This is a genomic window from Bradyrhizobium pachyrhizi (assembly GCF_001189245.1).
Taxonomy (GTDB): Bacteria; Pseudomonadota; Alphaproteobacteria; order Rhizobiales; family Xanthobacteraceae; genus Bradyrhizobium; species Bradyrhizobium pachyrhizi.
The window spans coordinates 43,988-67,313 of the sequence record NZ_LFIQ01000117.1; the positions used below are offsets into that span (position 1 = coordinate 43,988).

Sequence of the window (23,326 nt, forward strand, 5' to 3'; positions counted from 1 at the left end):
CTGCGACTATTTCTTCAGTTCCGCGTAGAGCTGCATCACCCGTTGCGGCAACGCCTCGATGCGCGGCACGCGGAGCGCATAGCGCTCGCCGAAAATCCGATCGAGCTGGGGAAACCTGTGCTCACCGATGCCAAAGGCAAAGATATCGGTGCCGCGCCGCCGCAGCTGCTGGGCGGCCCGGCGCGCGTCCTCGACGAGATATTGCGCATCCGGCACGTCGACGTCGGACGGCTCGCCGTCGGTCAGAACCAGCAGCACCTTCCGGAACGCCCGTCGTTCCGCGAGGTAGCCGCCGGCATGGCGCAATGCTGCACCCAGCCGGGTGGAATGGCTGCTGCCCAGGCCCGCAAGACGTGCGCGAACCACGGCGTCCATCGGCTCCGCAAAGCCCTTGATGCGCAGGTAGCGCACGCGCTCGCGGCCGTCGGAGCTGAAGCCGTGCACCGCGATCGAATCGTTGGCGGCCTCGACCGCCGCCGCCATGATCGCGGCCGCCTTGCGTTCGACGTCGAGGACCGTCCGGCCGCGGCGGTCACGGTCGGCGGTCGATTGCGACAGATCCAGCAGCAGCAGGATGGCGAGATCGCGCGGTCCCGGCGCATCGCGCTGGTAGACCCTGGGCTCGCTGATGTTGCCGGTGCGCCGCTCGATCGTCAGGGCGATCGCCGCGTCAATGTCGAGCGCGTCGCCGTCGCGCTGGCCCTTGTGTCTGATCCGGCGGCCGATCGACGCGTCGCGTGTCAACTCCGTGATCCAGCGCATCGCCTCGGCGTCCGTCGAGGAATCGAAGGGCTGCGCGGAAACGGCGGCATCAGCTTCCAGAATCGTGGTCCAGTCCGGCCGCTCGGTACGCGCCGCGTAGTCCCATTCCGGATAGGTCGCGACTGGAAACCCGTCCAGCAGCGTGACCGCGGCGGCCTTCGCGCGCAGCGTCTCATCCGGCTTGGCGTCGTCGTCGGCCGATTGGCCACCCGCATCGTCGCGTCGCTCGATCCGTACGGAATCGACGGCAAGCTCGATCGTCTCGGCCGGACTGTCCGGCTGGTCGCCGAAATCCCACAGCGCCAGATTATCGTCGCGATAGGCGGGTTCGACGACGTAGCTCTTGGCGTTGAACTGCAGCCGCATCTGCCCGATGTCGTTGCCGAGCAAGCCACCGATCTCGCGGCTGATGGCGGGATCGGTCCAGCGGCCGGCGGCGGCGGCAAACAGCTGACGTCCCTTGGTCACCCAGGCATCCGGATCCTGATAATCGGGATCGACCAGCGCCCGCGCCAGCCGCATCATCAGTCCGGCTGCGGTTGCCTGGCCGGCTGGCGTCGCGCTGTGAAATGGCAGCCACAGCCGGCGCAGCCCGGGCATCTCGCGAAGCGCCAGCGTCTCGACCCGGGCATCCTCGATCAGCGAGACCAGCGCGATCTGCAGCGCCTTCAGTCGCCCCACCGGAAAGCGGGCGGTGGAGTGCACCAGATGCGCGCCGGCATGCGCGACCGCCGCGAGATAGACGGCCTCCGCTGCCTCGCCTTCGAAGCCGGGAAAGGTCTGCGGAAGACCGATGAGGCCGGCGGCAAGTGAGGTCCGCCGCGGCACCGGCGTCGGTGCAACGGCAAGCTTGCGGAAACGCGGCTTTCTGTTCCACAACGCAATCGTGGTTGCAGCGAGGCGCTTCTCCAGCCGCGCGAAATCATCCCCGCTCCGGCCGGCTGCGAACAGCTGCGCCGAAAGCTGATCGTCGAGCGCGAAATAGGCGCGGCGGCGCGATGCGCGACCGCCACTGGCGCGCAAGCCAGTGGAGACCCACGCCGCAAACTCCTCGCCGCCGGCATGCGCCAGAAACTGCCCCAGCCGGCCGATCGCGAGGCCCGCCGACTCCGGACCGCTAGCTGCCAGTTGGTCGAGCGCGGCGAGAACCGCGGCGAGTTCTCCTGCACCTGCAAGCCGCGGCAGCACCTTGGACAATTCGCTCAGCAACGCATGGGCGACGCGGCTTCCGGCACTGCAGCCGATGTTCCGGACCGCGCGGCCGATCGCGATCAGATCATCGGCCGATCGCTGCGGCGGCCATTGCTCCGATAGACGCAGAAAGCCCTGCACCACGGCTTGACCGAGATTGGCCTCGAACAGGGCGTGCGCGGCATCGTCCCAGACCGCCAGATCATCGAACCAACCAGTTCGCTGCAGGGCAGCCCGCGCCGCCTGCACGGCCGCAGCTACATCGTCATGGCCGCGCAAGAGGGCCGCAAGCCGACGTCCGGACCGGAAGCTATCGAGCGAACTGATTTGCGCGACCGCCACCTGCAATCTTCCACTTACCCACAGGCCGAGATCACGTCGCGCAACGTGTTCCTGGTGTCCGCATCATCGGTCAAGGGAACGACGATCGTAGTCTCGCAGGCCTTTTCGAGGCTGATGCCGCATCCGATCAGGCGGCCGGCATTGACCAGCATCCGGGTCGAGGCGCCTTCGTCGAGCCCCTGACCCTTCAGGTTGCGGCTGTGCTGGGCGATCTTCACCAGGAGATCAGCGAGGTTCGGCTCGATACCGGCTTCGCGCGACACCACCTCGGTCTCGGCTGGCCGGTCCGGATAGCCGAAATCCAGCGCCGCGAAGCGCTGCTTGGTGGATTCCTTGAGGTCCTTGATCGCGCTCTGGTAGCCCGGATTGTAGGAGATCACGAGCTGGAAGTCGGAATGGGCGTGGATCAATTCACCACGCTTTTCCAGCGGCAGCACACGACGATCGTCGGTCAAGGGATGGATCACGACCGTCGTGTCCTGGCGCGCCTCGACGATCTCATCGAGGTAACAGATCGCGCCAAGACGCACGGCGGTCGTGAGCGGCCCGTCGCTCCACACCGTGCCCTCCGCATCGAGCAACCAGCGCCCCACCAGATCCGCCGCCGTCATGTCCTCGTGGCAGGCGACCGTGATCAGCGGGCGGCCGAGCCGCCACGCCATATATTCGATGAAGCGGGTCTTGCCGCAGCCGGTGGGGCCTTTCAGCATCACCGGCATGCGGCTGGCATAGGCTGCACCGAACAGTTCGATCTCATCCTTGAGCGGCCGGTAATAGGGTTCTTCCCGGATGCGGTACTGGTCAAGCAGCAAAGCGGGATTGGACAAGCTCACGCCTCCCATGATCGCGCAGGCAGCCGTTCGCAACCGGTCGATATCACGATGCGAGCAGCTCCTTGAGCTTGCTGTCGATGAAGTCGACATCGACCGGATTGGTCCCCGGCCCGCCGGCGAAGTGGCCCCAGATCGACGGTACCGGCACGAACTTGGCGTTCGGCATGTTCTCGACCTCGAACTTGCTGTCCTCCGGCGGGAAATAGAGATCGGTCTGACCCGGCATGACATAGGCCTTGGCCTTGATCGCCCGCAGCGCGGCCTTGAAGTCGCCGTTATAGATTTCGTTGTCGCTGATGTCGCCGTGCTGCCAGGTCCACAGCATGGTTAGCAGGTTGTTGGGATCCTTCGGCAGGAAGAAGCCTTCCCAGAACGCCACCAGGAAATCCTCCAGCGACGAATAGCCCAGCGTCTTGATGTCGAGTTGCTCGCGATAGAAGGCCTGCGAAAAGCCCCAGCCGGCATAGACACGCGCCGCGGCGCGCAGGCCGCGGGCCGGCTTGTCGGTGTACCAGCCCTCCTTCCACGCAGCATCCGCCGTGAGTGCCGCCTTCACGCCTTCGAGGAACACGAAGTTGTGGCGCGAGCATTTGGCCGAGCCGCAGAACGGCGCCAAGAGGTCCATCATGTCCGGATAGAGCGCGCCCCAATGGAACGTCTGCAACGCGCCCATCGACCAGCCGACGACGAGACGGATGTGCTTGATGCCGAATTTCTCGGTCACCAGCCGGTGCTGGGCGCGCACATTGTCATAGGCCGTCACCTGTGGGAAACGCGGTCCATTATACGGTTCCGGCGTGTTGCTCGGCGACGACGACAGCCCATTGCCGAGCATGTTCGGAATGATGATGAAGTACTTTGCCGGATCGAGCGCCCTGCCCGGTCCGATCAGCCATTCATTGTCGTAGTGCTGGCCGGAGTACCAGGTCGGATAGACGATGACGTTGTCCTTGGCCGCGTTGAGCTGGCCATAGGTCTTGTACGCGAGCTTGCAATCGCGAATGGTCGCGCCGCGCTGCAAGGTCAAATTGCCGAGATCATGGATCTGATAGTCGACGCTCATTGATATACCCTTCTTGCTTGATCGAGCTGATCGCTTACGCCGGACGCGCCACCTTTTCCGTGGAAGACTCCACCCGTGCAATCGCCCCGTACACAATGCCTGCGACCACCGCGGCGGAGATCGCAGTGGACAGTCCCGGCATCAGGTTTTCAACCGCAAAGGCACACAGCGACCCGATGCCCCAGGCGATGAACGGCTTCGCACGCCAGTCGACGTCCGCGCGCGCCTCGGCTCGCAGCAGGTACTGATCGACCAGGATGATCGCGCCGATCGGCGGCACCAGGATGCCGAGCAGCGACAGCCACTGGATGAAGAACGCCCAGACATTGCCGGCAGCGACCAGGATGCCAAGCGCGCCGAGCACCACCGCCATGAGCCGCATATTGGTCCCGAGGATGCGCGACCAGCCGGTGGCTGCGTTGTACAGGCAATGCGAGCAGACCGAGCCGAGATTGGCATAGAGGAAGATGAACGCGAGGATGCTCAGCCAGGTGAGCTGCTTGCCGTTCATGTAGCCGAACATGTTGTCGACACCGAACGGGTTGGCGTTCGGCACGGCGAGCGCCGCCGTCATCACGCCGCCGACCAGCATTGCCACCAGATTGGCGAACGGAAACGCGCTGAACGTGGCGAACAGCGAGGACCGCGTGCTCGGCGCCCAGCGATTGAAGTCCGCCGTCACCGTGCCTGCGTCGATGAACAGCGCGAGCACCACCGTAAACCCGACGCCCATCGACATGCTGGCGACGCCATTATTGCCGGTATAGCCGAAGATCGCCGCCGACGTCGTGGTCGAGGCGGCATCGGCCGCGACCCAGAGGCCGAGCACGACAAACATCGGCACTGACGCCAGCCCGATCCAGTGCAATCCCTTCACGCCGACGAAGGTAATCCCGATATAGAGCACGCCCGCGACGATGGTCATCGCCACATAGTTGAGGCCGTAAGTCGAGGAGATCAATGCGCCGGTGATGCCGGTCTGCACCGCATACCAGCCGAGCAGCAGCGTCGACAGCAGGCCCGACGCCAGCACATAGCCCTTCTTTCCGAACACGATGCTGGCGATCAACGCGAAGTTCATGCCTCGCCTCGTGCCGATCAGGCCGAGCGCGCCGACATAGGCGAACATGATCAGATTGCCGACGATCATCGCCACCAGCGCATTCTTGAATCCCATACCCAGCACCAGCAGCGATCCGGTCATCGCGCCGGTGATGATCATCGGAAAGCCCAGCCATACCATCGTGACCGAGAAGGCGCTGCGCCGGGCGCTCATCGGCACCGGCTCGTGCTCGAATTCATGGCCGAGAAGATCGTCGATCTGCCCTTCGGTCTGCTGAACCAGCCCGCTATTCGATTGGCCGCTCATGATGTCCCCCTGTTTCCTTCGCGAGGAAGTGTCCGCCGTTGCATCGAACCACGCCGGCGCGAAACATCGCGCCGGCGCCGATCATCGATGTCACTCAACGATGTGCGACTTTCTGGTTCGGAATGCCCTCGATCGGGCATTCGTCGGTTCCGACGGTCGGACGGGTCATGGCCTCGACCATTTCCCGTGTCCCCTCGGGGTCGGTGATCCAGTTCTTATAGAAGGTGTAGGGGCAGACCGCGTGGCCGCGATCGCCGTCACCGGAGTTGATCAGGCCGGTATAGCCGCGGTGCATCAGCTTGAAGAGATGATTCTGCGACTGCATGTTGCGGCGGGCGTCGCGGATCAGCGACACCGAAAGCTGCGCGTACTGGATGCCGTTCTCCTCGGTACCGCACTCGCCGAGCGTCCTTCCGTCGAAGCCGATGAGCGCGGAATGGCCGAAGTAGGAATAGACGCCGTCGAAGCCGGAGGCGTTGGCAACCGCGACGTAGCAGTTGTTGGCCCAGGCCATCGACTTCGAGATCTGGATCTGCTGCTCCTTGGCCGGATACATGTAGCCCTGACAGCGAACGATCAGTTCGGCGCCGCGCATCGCGCAGTCACGCCAGATCTCCGGATAGTTGCCGTCGTCGCAGATGATCAGGCTGATCTTCAGCCCCTTGGGCCCCTCCGAGACGTAGGTGCAATCGCCGGGATACCAGCCCTCGATCGGCACCCACGGCATGATCTTGCGGTACTTCTGGACGATCTCGCCCTTGTCGTTCATCAGGATCAGCGTGTTGTACGGCGCCTTGTTGGGATGCTCCTCGTGGCGCTCGCCGGTCAGCGAGAACACACCCCAGACCTTGGCCTTGCGGCAGGCGTCGGCGAAGATGCGGGTCTCCTCGCCCGGCACCGACGACGCGGTCTCGTACATCTCCTTGGAGTCGTACATGATGCCGTGGGTCGAGTATTCCGGGAAGATCACGAGGTCCATGCCCGGCAGGCCAAGCTTCATGCCCTCGACCATCTTGGCGATGTTGCGCGCGTTATCCAGCACCTCGGCCTTGGTGTGCAGGCGCGGCATCTTGTAATTCACCACGGCAACGCCGACCGTGTCCTTGCTGCTCGATATGTCTCCATGCAACATGTCTCGACTCCCTTTCCTGAACGATAAGTCCCGCTACACGGCCATGTGCAGCTGGATGAGATCATCGGTGAGCTCACCGATCGCGCCCTTGGCGACGACGCGTCCCTTTTCGAGCAGCGCGAAGCGGTGAGACGCGCGCCGCGCGAACGCGACATTCTGTTCGACCAGCACGACCGTGATGCCGCGCTCGCGATTGAGACTGACGATCACGTCCTCGATCTGCTCGACGATGTTTGGCTGGATGCCCTCGGTCGGCTCGTCCAGCAGGATGACCTTGGGCTTGGCCAGCAGCGCACGCGCGATCGCAAGCTGCTGCTGCTGGCCGCCGGAGAGATTGCCGCCATAGCGATTGAGAAAATCCTTGAGGACCGGAAACAGCTCGAGCACCCATTCCTCGATGCCGTTGGCCGATTTCGCCGCGAAGGTTCCGAGCGTCAGGTTCTCCCGCACGGTGAAGCGCGGCAGAATCCCGCGGCCCTGTGGTACGTAGGCAATACCGGCCTTGGCGCGCTGATAGGTCCGCAGCGGCGAGATGTCGGCGCCGTCGAGCGACAGCCGTCCGGTGCACCGGTCCATCAGGCCGAGGATGCTGCGCATCAGCGTGGTCTTGCCGACGCCGTTGCGGCCGAGCACCGAGAGGAATTCGCCATTGCCAACCATCAGGTTGATGCCCTGCAGGGCGCGGCTGTTGCCGTAGAAGGCGTCGACGTCGGTCAGCTCAAGCATGGCTGATGCCTCCCGATCCGAGATAGGCGCGGCGCACTTCCGGATGCGCTTCCACTTCCGCCGCGGTGCCCTCGGCCAGCATCTGGCCCATATGCATCACGGAGATGATGTCGCCGATCGCCTTGACGAAGCCCATGTCGTGCTCGACCACGATCAGCGTGTGCTTGCCCTTCAGCCGTGCGAACAGTTCGGCGGTCTTGCGGGTTTCCTGCGCCGTCATGCCCGCGGTGGGCTCGTCCATCAGGATCAGCTCGGCGTCTTGGGCGACCAGCATGCCGATCTCCAGCCACTGGGTCTGACCGTGCGACAGATAGGCGGCCGGCCGGTCGAGCTGCTCGGTGAGCCCGACCAGCTCGGCCAGACGCTCGACATGCTCGCGTCCTGAATTGCCGATATTCCAGCGCAAATTGCCAAGCACGGAGGTGCGACGCGCTCGCGCCACTTCAAGGTTCTCGCTGACCGTGAGCTCGCGGAACACGCTCGGCACCTGGAATTTGCGGCCGACGCCGGCGCGGGCGATTTCGTATTCCTCGAGGTCCTGCAGCGCGGTGCCATCGAAGCTCACTGTGCCGGCGCTCGGCTTGACCTTGCCGCAGATGATGTCCAGCGCCGTGGTCTTGCCGGCCCCGTTCGGCCCGATCAAGCAGCGCAGCTCGCCCTTGCGCACGCTCATATTGAGACTGTTGAGCGCCTTGAAGCCGTTGAAGCTGACCGAGACATCGCGTAGATCGAGATGGGAGCTCATGTGCTGCCCTCCGTCTGGCCGACGCCTTGCGCCACGCCGCCCGCGGCAGCGTGCCGCCGCAGCGCGATCCAGCGCAGCACGACCTGCGCAAGGCCGGCGAGCCCCTTCGGCAGGAACAGCACCACGAGCACGAACAGCGCGCCCATCACCAGCGTCCAGGTCTCCAGGAATGCTGCGGACTCCGACAGCGCGCCCTGCATGCCCGCCACCAGCACCGCGCCAAGGAACGCACCGACCAGGCTCTGCCGGCCGCCGACCGCGCACCACACCACCACCGAAAGCGAGAGCTGCACGCCGAGGAAGGTCGGCGAGGCAAACTCCATCACCACCGTGTAGAGCATGCCGGCAAGGCCCGCGATCGCCGCCGACAGCGCGAACACGAAGATCTGGTAAAGCGCGACGTCATAGCCGAAGTAGCGCACCCGGCTCTCATGGTCGCGGATCGCCTGTACAATCAGGCCGGCCTTGGTTCTTGTGAAGGCAAAGGCGACAAGCAGGCTGAGCAGGACACAACTGGCCACGAGATAGTAGGTTGCGCGGCCATAAGCATCGAACGCGACGCCGAAGATCTCGAGCTGGGCGAGATCGGTGATGCCGTTGAAGCCGCCGGTGTAGCTCTGCTGGTCGATGATCACGAGATTGATCACCACCATGGTGGCGAGCGTGATGATCGAGACATAGACGCCGGTGACGCGCCCCCGGAACATGAACCAGCCGAGCGCCGCCGCAACCAGCGCCGGCACGATCAGGCCCGCGGCGATCGCGAAGGTCAGCGACCGGAAGGGCTCCCAGAACCACGGCAAATGCTGGACATTGTTCCAGACCATGAAGTCCGGCAGTCCGCTCGCTCCGGTATGCACCGGCACGGTCTTGAGCTTGAGCGCCATCGCCATGGCGTAGGAGCCGAGCCCGAAGCTCATCGCCTGGCCGAGGTTCAGGATGCCGCCGAATCCCCAGGACAGCCCGAGCGACACCGTGAGAATCCCCAGCACCAGATAACGCGCGACCTTGTTGAGCAGGAAGTCGTTGTTGAGCAGCACCGGCAGCGCGAACACCACGGCGCAGACGATCAGCAGAGGCGCAAGCTGCGCGATCAGGCGCTGCAATCCGCTGGAGTTGGGAACATGCGACGGCATAGATGAGCGATCTGTCTCAGGCCCGCACGCGTGCGGTGAAGAGCCCCTCGGGGCGGAAACGGATGAGCACGACGATGGCGAGCAGCACGATCGCCTTGGCCACCGTGTCGTTCTGCAGGAAGGCAATGCCGCCGGAGAGCTCGCCGAGGATGAAGGCGCTCGCCACGGTGCCGGCGAGGCTCTGCACGCCGCCGAGCACCACCACCATGAAGGCATCGACCACATAGCCGGTGCCCATATCGGGCGACACGCTCTTCAGCGGCGACACCAGCGCGCCGGCCAGGCCCGCCAGTCCGGCGCCATAGGCGAAAGTCAGCGCATAGACCCGTTTGGCGTTGATGCCGAACGAGGCAGCGACGGAACGGTCCTGGATGATCGCGCGTAGCTTCATTCCGACCGTGGTGCGATTCATCAGCAACCAGGTCGCCACGAACAGTGCGATCGACACCACGAACAGGAACACCCGATAGGACGATACCGAGATGCCAAACACGTCCATGCTGTCGGACAGCGCCGGCGGCAGTTGCACGTAGCGCAGTTCGCTGCCAACCATCAGCCGCACCGCCTGCTGCAGCATGATGCCGACGCCCCAGGTCGCAAGGATCGTATCCAGCGGCCGGTTGTTGAGCAGGCTCAGGACATAGCGCTCGATGACCCAGCCGAACACGGCGACCACGAAGAAGATCGGCACCAGGCTCGCGAGCAGGCCGAGCCCGAGATAGGTATGGAACACCCAGGCCGCGTAAGCGCCCAGCATCACGAACTCGCCATGGGCGAGATTGATGATGCCCATCGAGCCGTAGATGATCGACAGGCCTAGCGCGACCAGCAGCAGGATCGATCCGATGCTGAGGCCGGTGACGATTTGTTCGATGAATTGGTCCACGTCGGGATCCGCTTTCGATGTTCGCGTTGTGCGCCCTGCCCCTCGCGCCCGTTCGAGCGACAGGCAGCATTCGTTTCGGGACGCTGGCCGCCGGCGCCGCACGCCGACGGCCTTCGTCAGCCCCCGTCGTCAGCTCTTCTCGACCAGGCCCTTCTCGGTGCATGACTGTCCGGGATAGGCCGCGTAAGGCACCGGCTTCAGCCACTCCTTGGCCTCGACCAGAATCTCGAACTGTCCGTTCGACTTCGCCTGCGCGATCTTGGGCCACAACCAGGTGTGCAGGTTCTCCGGCTCGATCCGGACCTTGCCCTGCGGTGCAATCACTTCCTGGCCCTTGACCGCGTCGCGTATGTTCGGGGGCGTGAGATCGCTGGTCGCGAGCTTCTCGACCGCCTGCTTGAACAGGTAGGTCTGGAAGTAGCAGGCCTCCGACACGAAATGCGTCACCTTGTCGGCGCCCCAACGCTTCTTGTAGGCCTCGACGAACTTCTCGTTCTCCGGCGACTTGTGCACCATGAAGTAAGGCGCCGAGGTGAAGTGACCGGCGGCCGCCTCGCCGCCCATCGCAGCGACTTCGTTCTCGGAGGTCGTGAGACTCGCCATCGGCATCTTCTCGGGATCGAGGCCGGCCGCCTTGTACTGACGATGCAGCGCGACCACGGAATCGCCGACCACGGTGGAAAAGATCACGTTCGGCTGCGTCGAGCGGATCTTGTTGATGACGGAAGAGAATTCGGAATGGCCGAGCGGCACATATTCTTCCGCCACGACCTCGCCGCCGAGTTTCTCAAGCAGCTTCTTGCAGTAGTTATTCTCTTCCTTCGGATAGATGTAGTTGGAGCCGATCAGGTAGAACTTTTTGCCGAACTTCTTGACCAGCCAGGGCACGAACTCGTCCTGCTGCTGGTTCGGCACCGCGCCGGTGTAGATGACGTTCTTCGAGCACTCGCGGCCTTCATAGAGCGTCGGATACCAATAGAGATTGTTCTGCCGCTCGAACACCGGGAGCACCGCCTTGCGGCTCGCCGAGGTGTAGGAGCCGAACACGCTGACGCATTTGTCGCCGACGACGAGCTTGCGAGCCTTCTCCGAGAACGTCGCCGGATCGGACGCGGGGTCCTCGACGATCGGCACGATCTTGCTGCCCTTGATGCCACCTGCGGCGTTGATCTCCTCGATGGCGAGCAGAGTCGCCTTGTTGAGCGATTCCTCGATGATCGCGGTCGTTCCCGTCAGCGAGAACAGCACGCCGACCTTGATCTCGCCGCCAGCGGCAAAAGCGAGGTCGGCGTTCTTGATCCAGATGTGCGGCAGTCCGGCGCCGGCAAACGCGCCAAGCGCCGCGGTATTCCTCAGCAAAGTCCGCCGTGAAATGCTCATCCCTCGCTCCCTTCAGGACTGAAAAAACAAAAAGCCCTCCCGATGCGCGCTTACGCGAGCATTGGGAGGGCTTTGTTGCCGGTTGTGTCGAAGGCGGCGCTGTCGCCGCCGGCCCCGCTATTGGGGCTTACTGTTGATGATCGTAGCCAAGCAGTTCGAACGAGTCAACAATCGCCGCGGCGACTGCACTTGCCGACACGCGACGATCCATCGCCTGTCGTCTGATGAAGCCATAGGCTTCGGTTTCCGGCATCTGCCGCGTCGCCATCAGGATCGCCTTGGCGCGCTCCACCGTGCGCATCGAGCGCAGATTGTCATCGAGCTTCTCGATCTTGCTGCGAAGCCGCCGTTCATAACCAAATTGACTGCGCGCCAGCACGAGGCTCGACAACACGGCATTTTGCGTGAACGGCCGCGGCAGCACGGCGTTCGGCGTCGCATGACATAGCGCATCGGCGTGAACGGTTTCCGTCGCCGGCAGGATCACAACCAGCGCCGAGCGCGCGTCGCCGGGAATCCACGGCAGGCGCCGCGCCAGGTCAGGAGAATATTCGCAGTACACCACGTCGGCATCGGCCGGCACGCTCTCGGGCATCGGCCAGACCTGCCGCACCCGCATCCGGAACCGCTGCAACTCGCGCAGCAACATGCCGACCTGATCGTCGACCGGCGCGACCACCACCGCCGACAAATCGGCAAGTTCCTGAACCATGGTCTTGCGTCCGCCGACGTCTCGGCTCAGCGACGGCTTACGCGACATTTCGTTCATTGGACGCTTCCTGTTTGCGTTGCACGACCATATCCGATCAGGAACGGATCCGCATGCACCGGCTCCTTCGACTGGCTGACGACATCGAACTGTCCCTGGCGGTTGGCGCGCCCGATGCGGGTCCAGAGGTCGGTATGACCCGACATCGGGTTGACGGTGACTGCACCTTGCGGTGCATCAAAGCTGGTGCCGAACACCATCGAGCGGAGCACTTCGGTGTCGAGTGAATTGACCTGCTCGAGCGCCTTGGCGAACAGATGCAGCTGGAAGTACGACGCCTCGGCGCACATATTGGTCGAGATATCGGCGCCGAACCGCTTCTTGAAGCGCTGCACAAACGCATTGTTGGCGCTGCCCTCGACGCCCTGGAAGTACGATGCCGCCGTGACGTGTCCCTCGCCGACGTCGAAGCCCATGGCGGCGATTTCCGCTTCCGTCGTGGTCAGGCTGGCGATCGGCACCTGCTTTGGATCGAGCCCGACATTGGCATAAGCCTGATAGAGGAACACCGTGCCCTCCCCGACGACGGTCGAGAAGATCACGTCGGGCCTGACACGCTTGATATCCTGGATGATCGGCACAAAATCCTGCCAGCGCGCATAGACATTGACATAGCGCTCGCCAACGACCGAGCCGCCATTGCTCTTGAGCAGCTCCCGCATCACCCGGTTGGACTCGCGCGGATAGATGTAGTCCGACCCCACGAAATAGAACCGTGTGCCGAACGTATCCATCAAATAGCGGCACAGCGCGAGGCTGTTCTGGTTCGGCGAGGCGCCGGTGTAGATGACGTTGGGCGACGCCTCGAACCCTTCGTAAAGCGTCGGATACCAGAGCAGACCGTTCAGCCGCTCGACCACCGGCAGCACCGCCTTGCGGCTCGACGAGGTGTAGCAGCCGAAGATCGTGCTGACCTGATCCTCGATCATCAGCCGCTTGGCGTAGTGACCATAGGCGGCCGAGTCCGATCCGGGGTCGTAGGCAACGGGAACCAGCTCGCGGCCGCAGACGCCGCCCGCTTCATTCACCTCTTCGATCGCGAGTTGCGTGCCCTGATACTGGGTCTCCTCGATGACCGACATGAAGCCGGTTCGCGAGAACAGCACTCCTATCCGCCACGGAGCGGATGTCGTTTGGGTAAGGTTCGACATGATCAGGCCCTCGACAGAATTGGAGGGACGAGAGGGATTATTGTTCTTGTTGCTCTCGAACAGCATTGCCGGCTGCGGAAGATTGCATGCCATCTGCCGCGAGACAAGGACCCTGGCCGCTCATCCTGTCGGCGAAGCTGACGCGAAAGCAGGCAGACTTGTGTCATCCGCGACGGATCACAGGCGCAGCGCTCGACGGACCACCTATCTCCGGTAGCTGCACCGCCGATTTCCCGTATCAAGGCATGTCCGGCCCGGTCACCGCGCGTCCATCAACCGGAAGGTTGAGAGAGCTGCGACGAGATTGCTCGTTAACCTGCATCCCGATCGCGAGATGCCGCTGAACCACGAACAACTCCCGATCAGGGGGATCCCATCAGCGCAGGCTGGGCAGATCGAGCCCGTTGGCGCGTGCGCATTCGATCGCCGTGTCATAGCCGGCGTCGGCATGGCGCATGACCCCCGTCGCCGGGTCGTTCCACAGCACGCGCTCGAGCCGGCGCGCCGCCTCCGGCGTGCCGTCAGCGACGATCACCATGCCGGCGTGCTGCGAATAGCCGATGCCGACGCCGCCGCCGTGATGCAGCGACACCCAGGTGGCGCCGCTCGCGCAGTTGAGCAAAGCATTGAGCAGCGGCCAGTCGGACACCGCGTCGGAGCCGTCGCGCATCGCCTCGGTCTCACGGTTCGGGCTCGCCACCGAGCCGCTGTCGAGATGATCGCGGCCGATCACGATCGGCGCCTTGAGCTCGCCGCGCGCCACCATTTCGTTGAAGGCAAGGCCAAGCCGATGGCGGTCGCCGAGCCCGACCCAGCAGATTCGCGCCGGCAGTCCCTGAAACTTGATGCGCGCCTTGGCCATGTCGAGCCAGTTGTGCAGGTGACTGTCGTTGGGCATCAGCTCCTTGACCTTGGCATCGGTCTTGAAGATGTCCTCGGGATCGCCCGACAGCGCGGCCCAGCGGAACGGTCCGACGCCGCGGCAGAACAGCGGGCGGATATAGGCCGGAACGAATCCCGGAAAATCGAACGCCTCCTTCAGGCCCATGTCCTTGGCCATCTGGCGGATGTTGTTGCCGTAATCGAGCGTCGGGATTCCCTGCGCGTGGAAATCCAGCATGGCCTGGACGTGATCGACCATCGAGGTCTTGGCCGCCGTCTCAACAGCCTTCGGGTCGGCCGCGCGTTTGGCTTCCCAATCGGCGAGCGTCCATCCCTTCGGCAAATAGCCGTTGATCGGATCATGTGCGCTGGTCTGGTCGGTGACGATGTCCGGGCGCACGCCGCGGCGCACCAGCTCCGGAAAGATCTCGGCCGCGTTGCCGAGCAGGCCGACCGACACCGGCTTCTGGCTTTTGACCGCTTCAGCAATGATCGCCAGCGCGTCATCGAGCGTCGTAGCCTGGCGGTCGAGATAGCCCGTGCGCAGCCGCATCTCGATGCGGCTCGGCTGGCATTCGACCGCGAGCATCGAGGCGCCGGCCATCGTCGCGGCCAGCGGCTGCGCACCGCCCATGCCGCCGAGACCCGCCGTCAGGATCCATTTGCCGGCGAGACTGCCGCCATAATGCCGGCGGCCGACCTCGACGAACGTCTCATAAGTCCCCTGCACGATGCCTTGGCTGCCGATATAGATCCAGGAGCCTGCCGTCATCTGGCCGAACATCATCAGGCCCTGCCGGTCGAGCTCGTTGAAATGATCGAGCGTCGCCCAATGCGGCACCAGGTTGGAGTTCGCGATCAGCACGCGCGGCGCGTCGGCATGGGTGCGGAAAATGCCGACCGGCTTGCCGGACTGGACCAGCAGCGTCTGGTCACCCTCGAGCTTGCGCAAGGACGCGGCAATCCGGTCAAAGCTCTCCCAGTCGCGCGCCGCACGGCCGATGCCGCCATAGACCACGAGCTCGCTCGGGCGCTCGGCGACATCAGGGTCCAGATTGTTCATCAGCATGCGCAGCGGTGCTTCGGTCAGCCAGCTCTTGGCACTGATGTCGGTGCCGCGGGGAGCACGGATGATGCGTTCATTATCCAGTCGGCGGTTCATGACGGATGCCCCTGTCGGCTAAGCAAGTTTTGGAAACGGGTCGGATGAGAGAACCGCGATCGCAGCGGCAGGCAGCGCGTCGGCTTCGACCAGCGATGCGGCCCGCGCAAGATCGTCGGCCATGTAGCGGTCGGCGGCGAGTGCCGGAACATGCGCGCGCAGCGCGGCGATGACCGCGGCGAGCGGCGCGCTGGTCGCATGCGGTGCGCGCAGCGTAATGCCCTGCGCCGCGACCAAAAGCTCGATGCCGAGGATGGTCGCGAGATTGTCGGCCATGTCCGACAACCTGCGCGCGGCATACGCGGCCATCGAGACGTGGTCTTCCTGATTGGCGCTGGTCGGCGTGGAATCGATCGAGCACGGCATCGCGCGCTGCTTGTTCTCGGCATAGAGCGCCGCGGCCGTCACCTCGGCGATCATGAAGCCGGAATTGATGCCGGGCTCCGGCGTCAGGAACGGCGGCAACCCGAAGTTCAGCGCCGGGTCGACAAGGGTCGCGATCCGGCGCTCGCTGGTCGCACCGATCTCGGAGAGCGCCAGTGCGATCTGATCGGCAGCGAACGCCACCGGCTCGGCGTGGAAATTGCCGCCCGAGACGATCTCGCCGGTCTCGACCAGGACCAGCGGATTGTCGGTCACGGCATTGGCCTCGACGGTCAGTCCGCGCGCGGCTTGCGCGAGCAGGTCGAGCACGGCGCCCGCAACTTGCGGCTGGCAGCGCAAGCAATAAGGATCCTGCACGCGCTCGTCACCTTCGAGATGCGATTGTCTGATGTCGCTGCCGTCGAGCAGCGCGGTCAGGGCCGCGGCCACAGCGATCTGCCCATCATGGCCGCGCAAGGATTGGATCTCGGGACGAAACGGCACCGTGGAGGCCATCGCCGCATCGACCGACAGCGCACCGGTCACCAGCGCGGCGCACGCCAGGCGATGCGCACGCAGCAGGCCGGAGATGGCGTAGGCGGTGGAAAACTGCGTGCCGTTGATCAGCGCCAGCCCCTCCTTGGGGCCGAGCGTCAACGGCGCAAGACCGGCAACCGCAAGCGCTTCGCGGCCCGGCACGACTTTGCCATCATGGATTGCCTGCCCCTCCCCGATCATGACTGCGGTCATATGAGCGAGCGGCGCCAGGTCGCCGGAGGCACCGACCGAGCCCTGCTGCGGCACCAGCGGATAGACACCGCGCGCCAGCATGCCCTGCAACTGCTCGATCACCTCGCGGCGCACGCCGGACGCGCCGCGACCGAGCGAAATCACTTTCAACGCCATCATCAAACGCACGATCGGCTCGGGCGTGTTCGGACCGACTCCGCAGCAATGCGACAGGATGAGGTTGCGCTGAAGCAGCGCGGTTTGATCAGGCGCGATGCGCGTCGATGCCAGCTTCCCGAAACCGGTATTGATGCCGTAGACGGGAATGTCGATCTGCGCCGCCTTCGCCACGATCTCCGCGGCCGCCTCGACGCGCGGCCAGCACGACGGATCGAGCACGATGGACGCACCGTCAAGCACGCGCGCCAGGACGTCGAGGCCGACGGTTCCGGGCGTCACGACGACAGGCGCATCCCGATCGCTCATTGTCCCCTCCACACCCGGCTGTGCAGCGGGTTGAAGCCGATGCGGTAAACCAGCTCGGCCGGACGCTCGATGTCCCAGATCGCCAGATCGCACCACTTGCCGACCTCTAACGTACCGGTCTCGGCGAGCATGCCGAGCGCGCGCGCCCCTTCCCGAGTCACCCCTATGAGGCATTCGGCGACCGTCATCCGGAACAACGTTGCACCCATGTTCATCGCCAGCAGCAGCGAGGTGAGCGGCGAGCTGCCCGGATTGCAATCGGTCGCAAGCGCCATGTTCACACCGTGGCTACGAAACAGCTCGACCGACGGCTTGTGCGTCTCACGAATGAAATAGAACGCGCCGGGCAGCAGGACCGCCACGGTGCCGGCCTTCGCCATCGCCACGACGCCAGCTTCGTCGGTGTGCTCGAGATGATCGGCTGAGAGCGCCGAGAATTTTGCGGCCAGCGCCGCGCCGCCGAGATTGGACAGCTGATCCGCATGCAGCTTGACGGGCAGTCCGAGCGCACGCGCCGCCTCGAACACCCGTGCCGTCTGCTCTCCGGAAAACGCGATCCCCTCCATGAACCCGTCGACGGCATCGGCAAGGCCGGCCTTGGCCACGGCCGGCAGCATCTCGTTGCAGACCAGATCGATGTAACCGTCCTTGTCGCCATTGGCCTCTGGCGGCAGCGCATGCGCTCCGAGAAACGACGTGCGGATCGCGACCTGCCGCAGGCGGGCGAGGCTGCGTGCCGCCGCCAGCTGCCGCATCTCGGTCTCGGCATTGAGGCCATAGCCGGACTTGATCTCGACGGTGGTTGCACCCTCGCCGATCAGCGCATCGAGCCGCGGCAGCGCACCGGCGACGAGCTCCGCCTCGGTCGCCTTGCGCGTCGCCGCGACGGTCGAGACGATGCCGCCGCCGGCGCGCGCGATCTCCTCATAGCTCGCGCCTTTCAGGCGCAGCTCGAACTCGTGCGCGCGATTGCCGCCGAAGACGAGATGGGTGTGGCAATCGACCAGTCCGGGCGTGATCCAGCGGCCGCCGCAATCGGTCAGTTCAACAGCGTCCGCATCCCCGGGAAAATCCGACTGCATGTCGGCATAGACGATGCGGCCGTCGCGCGCCGCGATCAGGCCCCGCTCGATCTCGCCGAGATCAGTGCGGTCGCTGCGCATCGTGGCGAGCCGGGCGTTGTGCCAGATACGGTCGAAGCGCTCTGCCATGCGATCGTCCCCTCGATGTGGGATGCTTGACTTATATGTCTAGACATATAATCGTGTCCGGGTTCTGTCCAGCCGGCGTGGAAAAATGACACGACTGCATTTCGCATTCGCGCTGCTGCCTTCGGGCTGGGCCAATGACGTGCAGGTCGTCGTTGTCGATGGCGCGATCGCCTCGGTGACTCCGGGCGTTGCGCCTAGCGCCGGCGACGAACGTCACCAAATGGCGGTTCCAGGATTGGCGAGCCTGCACAGCCACGCATTTCAGCGCGGCATGGCCGGTCTTGCCGAACTGCGCGGCGACACGACCGATACGTTCTGGACCTGGCGCGAGACGATGTATCGCTTCGCGCTGACCATGACGCCGGACGACGTCGCCGCCGTCGCCACCCTGCTCTATGTCGAGATGCTCGAGAGGGGTTTTACTCGTGTCGGCGAGTTTCACTATCTGCATCACGATCGGGACGGCGCGCCTTACGCCAACCTCGCCGAGATGGCCGTGCGCATTGCTGAGGCCGCCGGCGCCTCCGGCATCGGGCTCACGCTGCTGCCGAGTCTCTATGCCCACAGCACGTTCGGCGGCGCGGCACCGCATGCCGGGCAGCGCCGCTTCATCTGTTCGGTCGATCAGTTCGCCGCGCTGATGACCGCCTCGCGCGAGGCTATCCGAGATCTACCCGGCGCCAACCTCGGCATCGCTCCGCATAGCCTGCGCGCCGTGGCGCCGGATGAGCTGGCGGCGATCATCCCGCTGGCCGGGGCGGATCCGATCCACATCCACGCCGCCGAACAGGTGCGCGAGGTGGAGGATTGCTTCGCCTGGTCGGGACAGCGACCGGTGCAATGGCTGCTCGACCATGCGCCCGTCGATCAGCGCTGGTGCCTGATTCACGCGACTCACATGACGGAGCAGGAAGTCACAGCGCTCGCCCGCAGCGGCGCGGTTGCTGGCCTTTGCCCCGTCACCGAAGCAAGCCTCGGCGATGGCATCTTTTCGGCGCGCGAATTCCTCGCCGCGGGCGGCCGGTTCGGCATCGGAACCGATTCCAATGTGCTGGTCGGCGTCGCCGACGAGCTGCGCCAGCTAGAATACGGTCAGCGGCTGAAACACCGCGAGCGCAATGTGCTCTCGGGGCGTCCGGGCACATCCACCGGCCGTGCCCTGTTCGACCAGGCACTGGCTGGCGGCGCGCAAGCTCTGGCACAGACCAAGGCCGGGCTCGCGCCCGGCGCGCGCGCCGACATCGTCAGCCTCGACACCGCGCATCCGTCCCTCGCGGGACGGTCGGGCGATGCGGTTCTCGATGGCTGGCTGTTTGCAACCGGCAGCGACGCGATCGACTGCGTCTGGGCCGGCGGCGACAAGGTGGTCGCAGGCGGCCGGCACCGGCTGCGCGACAAGGCGCGCGAGCAGTTCAATGCCAGCGTGCGGAGGCTCGTCGCATGAGTCTCGCCTCCGACCAGCCCAAATCGAATGCAGCCGGCAAGCCGACGCTTTACAAGCGGATCCGGCTCGACATCGAGACGCGGATCCTGACCGGCGAATGGCCCCCCGGGCATCGCATCCCGTTCGAGCACCAGCTGATGGCGCGCTATCGCTGCTCGCGCATGACGGTGAACAAGGCGCTGTCGGAACTGGCGCAGGCCGATTTGATCGAGCGGCGGCGCCGTGCCGGCACCTTCGTGCGCCGTCCGCAGCATCTGTCGGCGGTGCTCAAGATCGCCGACATCCGCGCCGAGATCACCGCGCTCGGCCGCAGCTACGGCTATCAGCTGATCGAATGCCAGCGCCGTACCGCGACATCGGCCGATCGCGCCCGGCTCGGCGTCAGCACGGCCGGCAAGGTGGTCGCGATCGCCTGCCGGCACAGCGCCGACAACGTGCCGTTCGCCGTCGAGGACAGGCTGATCGATCTCTCCACGGTCCCGGAGGCTGCCGACGCGGACTTCGCCCGCGAACCGCCGGGATCATGGCTGCTGCATCACGTGCCGTGGACCGAAGCCGAGCATACCATCAGCGCCGTCGTCGCCGACGACCGCACGGCAAAGGAGCTCGACATCGCGGTCGGCGCGCCCTGCCTCGTGATCGACCGCTACACCTGGCGCAGCGCACGCACGGTGACGGCGGTGCGGCTGCATTATCCAGGCGAGACGCACCGCCTGGTGGCTCGCTTCAAGGGAGGCTGAGGACGCCTTGCGCGGCATATTTCATGCAATGCATCATGGGCCATCGTCCGCCGACATGCTTCATGCGGCACCGCCGCGACTGACGTGAAGACATCAACTGGGTTCAATCCATCGTTCAAGGGGTCGACAATCATGCGTTCCTTCAAGCTATTGCCCGCAATCGCAGTGTTGCTCGCGTCCACCGCCGCGTTCGCGGATGACGTCAAGGTCGGCGTCGGCATCTCCGGATGGACCGGCTTCGCGCCGCTGACGCTCGCCAAGGAGGCCGGCATCTTCAAGAAGAACGGCCTCGACGTGACCCTGAAGAAGATCCCGCAGAAGGACCGCCATCTCGCGATTGCGTCGGGCGACATCCAGTGTGCGGCGACGACGGTCGAGACCTGGATCTCCTGGAACGCCAATGGCGTCGCGACCAAGCAGATCTTCCAGCTCGACAAGAGCTATGGCGCCGACGGCATGGCCGTGCGCAACGACATCGCCGCGATCAAGGACCTGAAGGGCAAGACCGTCGCGGCTTCGGCGCCGGGTACCTCGCCCTATTTCGCGCTGGCGTGGATGCTGAAGAAGAACGGCCTCACGGTGAAAGACGTCACCGTGGTGAATCTGGAGCCCGCAGCCGCGGCGCAGGCCTTCGTCTCCGGCCAGAACGATGCCGCGATGACGTACGAGCCTTATCTGTCAACGGTGCGCGCCGCTCCCGACAAGGGCAAGATCATCGCGACCACACTCGACTACCCGATCGTGATGGATACCTTCGGCTGCACGCCGAAATTCCTGACCGACAATCCGAAAGCGGCACAGGCGCTTGCCAACAGCTATTTCGAGGCGCTCGACATGATCGCCAAGGACCAGGCCAAGTCCTACGAGATCATGGGCGCTGACGTGAAGCAGAGCGGCGAGCAGTTCGGCAACTCGGCAAAGTATCTGCGCTGGCAGGACAAGGCCGCCAACCAGAAATTCTTCGCCGGCGACTTCCTCACCTTCAACAAGGACGCTGCCGAGCTGCTGCTCGAGGTCGGCATCATCAAGGCCGCGCCGAAGGTCGAGGACATCTACGACGCCAGCTTCATCAAGTAACGCAGCAACCATTTCGGCCGGTCCCGCCTCGCTACACAGCGGGCGGGACCGCCGCATAAGATACGCCCGGATCATTTTGATGCGTCCTCTCGAGCCCACGACATCGAAGCAGCGCGTGGCCTATGGCCTCGCCTTCTTCGTGCTGTTCGTCGCCCTCTGGTCCTGGGCGACGTTCGGCGGCCACGTGTCCAAGACCTTCCTCGCCAACCCGCTGACCATGGTACAGGAGGGCTATGAGCTGCTCGCCAAGCAGGGCTTTCTGTTCGACATCGGGATGACGATCTGGCGCGTGATCGGCGGGTTTGTACTTGCTGCGGTCATCGCGGTGCCGCTCGGCGTTTTGATGGGAGCCTACAAGCCGATCGAGGCCTTTCTCGAGCCGTTTGTGTCCTTTGCGCGCTATCTGCCGGCATCGGCCTTCATCCCGCTGCTGATCCTGTGGGCGGGCATCGGTGAGTTGCAGAAGCTGCTGGTGATCTTCATCGGCGCGGTGTTTCAGATCATCCTGATGGTCGCCGTCACCGTCGGTGCCACAAGGCGCGACCTGGTGGAGGCCGCCTACACGCTCGGCGCCCGCGACCGCGGCATCATCCGCCGCGTGCTGCTGCCCTCCGCCGCGCCCGAGATCGCTGAAATCCTCAGGCTGGTGCTGGGCTGGGCCTGGACCTACGTCATCGTCGCCGAATTGATCGGCTCATCCTCGGGCATCGGGCACATGATCACCGACAGCCAGGCGCTGCTCAACACTGGCCAGATCATCTTCGGCATCATCGTGATCGGGCTGATCGGCCTGATCTCCGATTTCCTGTTCAAGGCCTTCAATGCCTGGCTGTTCCCGTGGAAGCTCGCATGACCGCGCTCAGGATCGATCAGGTCTCGCGAACCTTCCCCGCCCGCGCCGGCAACGTGCCGACGAGAGCGCTCGAGCCGACCACGCTCGACGTCGGCGACAACGACTTCGTCACCATCCTCGGCCCCTCCGGATGTGGAAAGTCCACTTTGCTCCGGATCATCGCCGGGCTCGACCGGCCGACCAGCGGACGGGTCACGCTCGACGGGCGCGAGGTCACCGGCCCCGGCGCCGATCGCGGCATGGTGTTTCAGTCCTACACATTGTTTCCGTGGCTGACGGTGCGGGAGAATATCGCCTTCGGCCTGCGCGAGCGCGGCGTTGCGCAAGCCGAGCGCCATGACATCGCCGACGCCTTCATTCGCCGGGTCGGGCTGTCGGGTTTCGAAAATCACTGGCCCAAGCAGCTGTCGGGCGGCATGCAGCAGCGCACCGCGATCGCCCGCGCGCTGGCCAACGATCCGAAGATCCTGCTGCTCGACGAGCCGTTCGGCGCGCTGGACAACCAGACGCGCGCGCTGATGCAGGAGATGCTGCTGGGGATCTGGGAGCGCGACCAGAAGACGGTGCTGTTCGTCACCCACGACATCGAGGAGGCGATCTTCCTCGGCAGCCGCGTCATCGTCATGAGCGCGCGCCCCGGCCGCATCAAGGCCGAGATCGCGGTCGACCTGCCGCATCCCCGCTCCTACAAGATCAAGACCACGCCCGAATTCGTCGCGTTGAAGGAACGGCTGGTCGAAGAAATCCGCACCGAGGCCCTCAAGGTCGCCGAACAGGCCTAATGATCAGCCACGCTCTAGAGCCTTTCCCGTTCCGATTGAATCGGAACGGGACTCTAGACTCTTGTTTTGACGCGTTTTCTTAACGCGAACCGGTATCCACTTCGCTCGAAAA

At 64.6% G+C, this 23,326-nt stretch carries 20 protein-coding genes; 5 read left to right on the top strand and 15 right to left on the bottom strand.

Annotation, left to right across the window (positions count from 1 at the left end; translation table 11 throughout):
• Window positions 1–6 precede the first annotated feature (6 nt).
• From AKL29_RS32105 to hutI, 15 genes are all read right to left on the bottom strand, one after another.
• Window positions 7–2,295, bottom strand: a complete 2,289-nt coding sequence (locus tag AKL29_RS32105; RefSeq protein ID WP_152977848.1) for a nitric oxide reductase activation protein NorD — start codon at window positions 2,293–2,295, stop codon at window positions 7–9.
• 14 nt (window positions 2,296–2,309) lie between these two features.
• A complete protein-coding gene (locus tag AKL29_RS32110) occupies window positions 2,310–3,137 on the bottom strand; it encodes a CbbQ/NirQ/NorQ/GpvN family protein (protein WP_050386941.1) in 828 nt (275 codons plus the stop codon).
• Window positions 3,138–3,171: 34 nt separating this feature from the next.
• The gene (locus tag AKL29_RS32115; RefSeq protein ID WP_050386942.1) at window positions 3,172–4,191 is read right to left on the bottom strand and encodes an alpha/beta fold hydrolase; all 1,020 of its coding nucleotides are present in this window, start codon (window positions 4,189–4,191) and stop codon (window positions 3,172–3,174) included.
• Between the two features lie 34 nt (window positions 4,192–4,225).
• On the bottom strand, window positions 4,226–5,560 hold the full coding sequence (locus AKL29_RS32120) for a purine-cytosine permease family protein (RefSeq protein WP_050386943.1): 1,335 nt from the start codon (window positions 5,558–5,560) through the stop codon (window positions 4,226–4,228).
• A gap of 94 nt (window positions 5,561–5,654) precedes the next feature.
• Entirely contained in the window at window positions 5,655–6,692 is a 1,038-nt protein-coding gene (locus tag AKL29_RS32125) for an aliphatic amidase (RefSeq protein ID WP_016845713.1), read from the bottom strand.
• A gap of 33 nt (window positions 6,693–6,725) precedes the next feature.
• Window positions 6,726–7,418, bottom strand: coding sequence for an urea ABC transporter ATP-binding subunit UrtE (urtE, locus tag AKL29_RS32130; protein ID WP_050386944.1), 693 nt, complete (start codon window positions 7,416–7,418; stop codon window positions 6,726–6,728).
• Complete coding sequence (urtD, locus tag AKL29_RS32135) at window positions 7,411–8,163, bottom strand: urea ABC transporter ATP-binding protein UrtD (protein WP_028331420.1); 753 nt, start codon at window positions 8,161–8,163, stop codon at window positions 7,411–7,413. The genes urtE and urtD overlap by 8 nt, the downstream gene beginning before the upstream one ends.
• Window positions 8,160–9,299: an urea ABC transporter permease subunit UrtC gene (urtC, locus tag AKL29_RS32140; RefSeq protein ID WP_050386945.1), complete on the bottom strand. Its 1,140-nt coding sequence runs from the start codon at window positions 9,297–9,299 to the stop codon at window positions 8,160–8,162. Before urtC ends, urtD begins: the two co-directional genes overlap by 4 nt.
• Before the next feature lie 16 nt (window positions 9,300–9,315).
• Window positions 9,316–10,185 (bottom strand): urea ABC transporter permease subunit UrtB, encoded by an 870-nt coding sequence (gene urtB / locus AKL29_RS32145; RefSeq protein ID WP_028331422.1) that lies wholly within the window; start codon window positions 10,183–10,185, stop codon window positions 9,316–9,318.
• A gap of 129 nt (window positions 10,186–10,314) precedes the next feature.
• Entirely contained in the window at window positions 10,315–11,565 is a 1,251-nt protein-coding gene (locus AKL29_RS32150) for a transporter substrate-binding domain-containing protein (RefSeq protein ID WP_038377077.1), read from the bottom strand.
• A 127-nt stretch (window positions 11,566–11,692) separates the two neighbouring features.
• Window positions 11,693–12,334 (bottom strand): ANTAR domain-containing response regulator, encoded by a 642-nt coding sequence (locus tag AKL29_RS32155; RefSeq protein WP_016845707.1) that lies wholly within the window; start codon window positions 12,332–12,334, stop codon window positions 11,693–11,695.
• A complete protein-coding gene (locus AKL29_RS32160) occupies window positions 12,331–13,485 on the bottom strand; it encodes a transporter substrate-binding domain-containing protein (RefSeq protein ID WP_028331424.1) in 1,155 nt (384 codons plus the stop codon). The genes AKL29_RS32155 and AKL29_RS32160 overlap by 4 nt, the downstream gene beginning before the upstream one ends.
• A gap of 376 nt (window positions 13,486–13,861) precedes the next feature.
• Entirely contained in the window at window positions 13,862–15,529 is a 1,668-nt protein-coding gene (hutU, locus tag AKL29_RS32165; RefSeq protein ID WP_050386946.1) for a urocanate hydratase, read from the bottom strand.
• An 18-nt stretch (window positions 15,530–15,547) separates the two neighbouring features.
• Window positions 15,548–17,107, bottom strand: coding sequence for a histidine ammonia-lyase (hutH, locus tag AKL29_RS32170; protein ID WP_050386947.1), 1,560 nt, complete (start codon window positions 17,105–17,107; stop codon window positions 15,548–15,550).
• Entirely contained in the window at window positions 17,104–18,318 is a 1,215-nt protein-coding gene (gene hutI, locus AKL29_RS32175) for an imidazolonepropionase (protein WP_050386948.1), read from the bottom strand. The genes hutH and hutI overlap by 4 nt, the downstream gene beginning before the upstream one ends.
• Before the next feature lie 85 nt (window positions 18,319–18,403).
• On the opposite strand from hutI, the gene AKL29_RS32180 reads away from it, so the two are divergent.
• The 5 genes from AKL29_RS32180 to AKL29_RS32200 all read left to right on the top strand — a co-directional run bounded on the left by AKL29_RS32180 (window position 18,404) and on the right by AKL29_RS32200 (window position 23,214).
• A complete protein-coding gene (locus AKL29_RS32180) occupies window positions 18,404–19,762 on the top strand; it encodes a formimidoylglutamate deiminase (RefSeq protein ID WP_050386949.1) in 1,359 nt (452 codons plus the stop codon).
• Window positions 19,759–20,502 carry a histidine utilization transcriptional repressor HutC gene (gene hutC / locus AKL29_RS32185; RefSeq protein WP_050386950.1) on the top strand — a complete coding sequence of 248 codons (744 nt, stop codon included), beginning with the start codon at window positions 19,759–19,761 and terminating at the stop codon, window positions 20,500–20,502. Before AKL29_RS32180 ends, hutC begins: the two co-directional genes overlap by 4 nt.
• Window positions 20,503–20,634: 132 nt before the next feature.
• Entirely contained in the window at window positions 20,635–21,579 is a 945-nt protein-coding gene (locus AKL29_RS32190; RefSeq protein WP_050386951.1) for an ABC transporter substrate-binding protein, read from the top strand.
• Between the two features lie 79 nt (window positions 21,580–21,658).
• Window positions 21,659–22,432: an ABC transporter permease gene (locus AKL29_RS32195; RefSeq protein ID WP_018270830.1), complete on the top strand. Its 774-nt coding sequence runs from the start codon at window positions 21,659–21,661 to the stop codon at window positions 22,430–22,432.
• Window positions 22,429–23,214, top strand: coding sequence for an ABC transporter ATP-binding protein (locus AKL29_RS32200; RefSeq protein ID WP_050386952.1), 786 nt, complete (start codon window positions 22,429–22,431; stop codon window positions 23,212–23,214). Before AKL29_RS32195 ends, AKL29_RS32200 begins: the two co-directional genes overlap by 4 nt.
• Window positions 23,215–23,326: the final 112 nt, after the last annotated feature.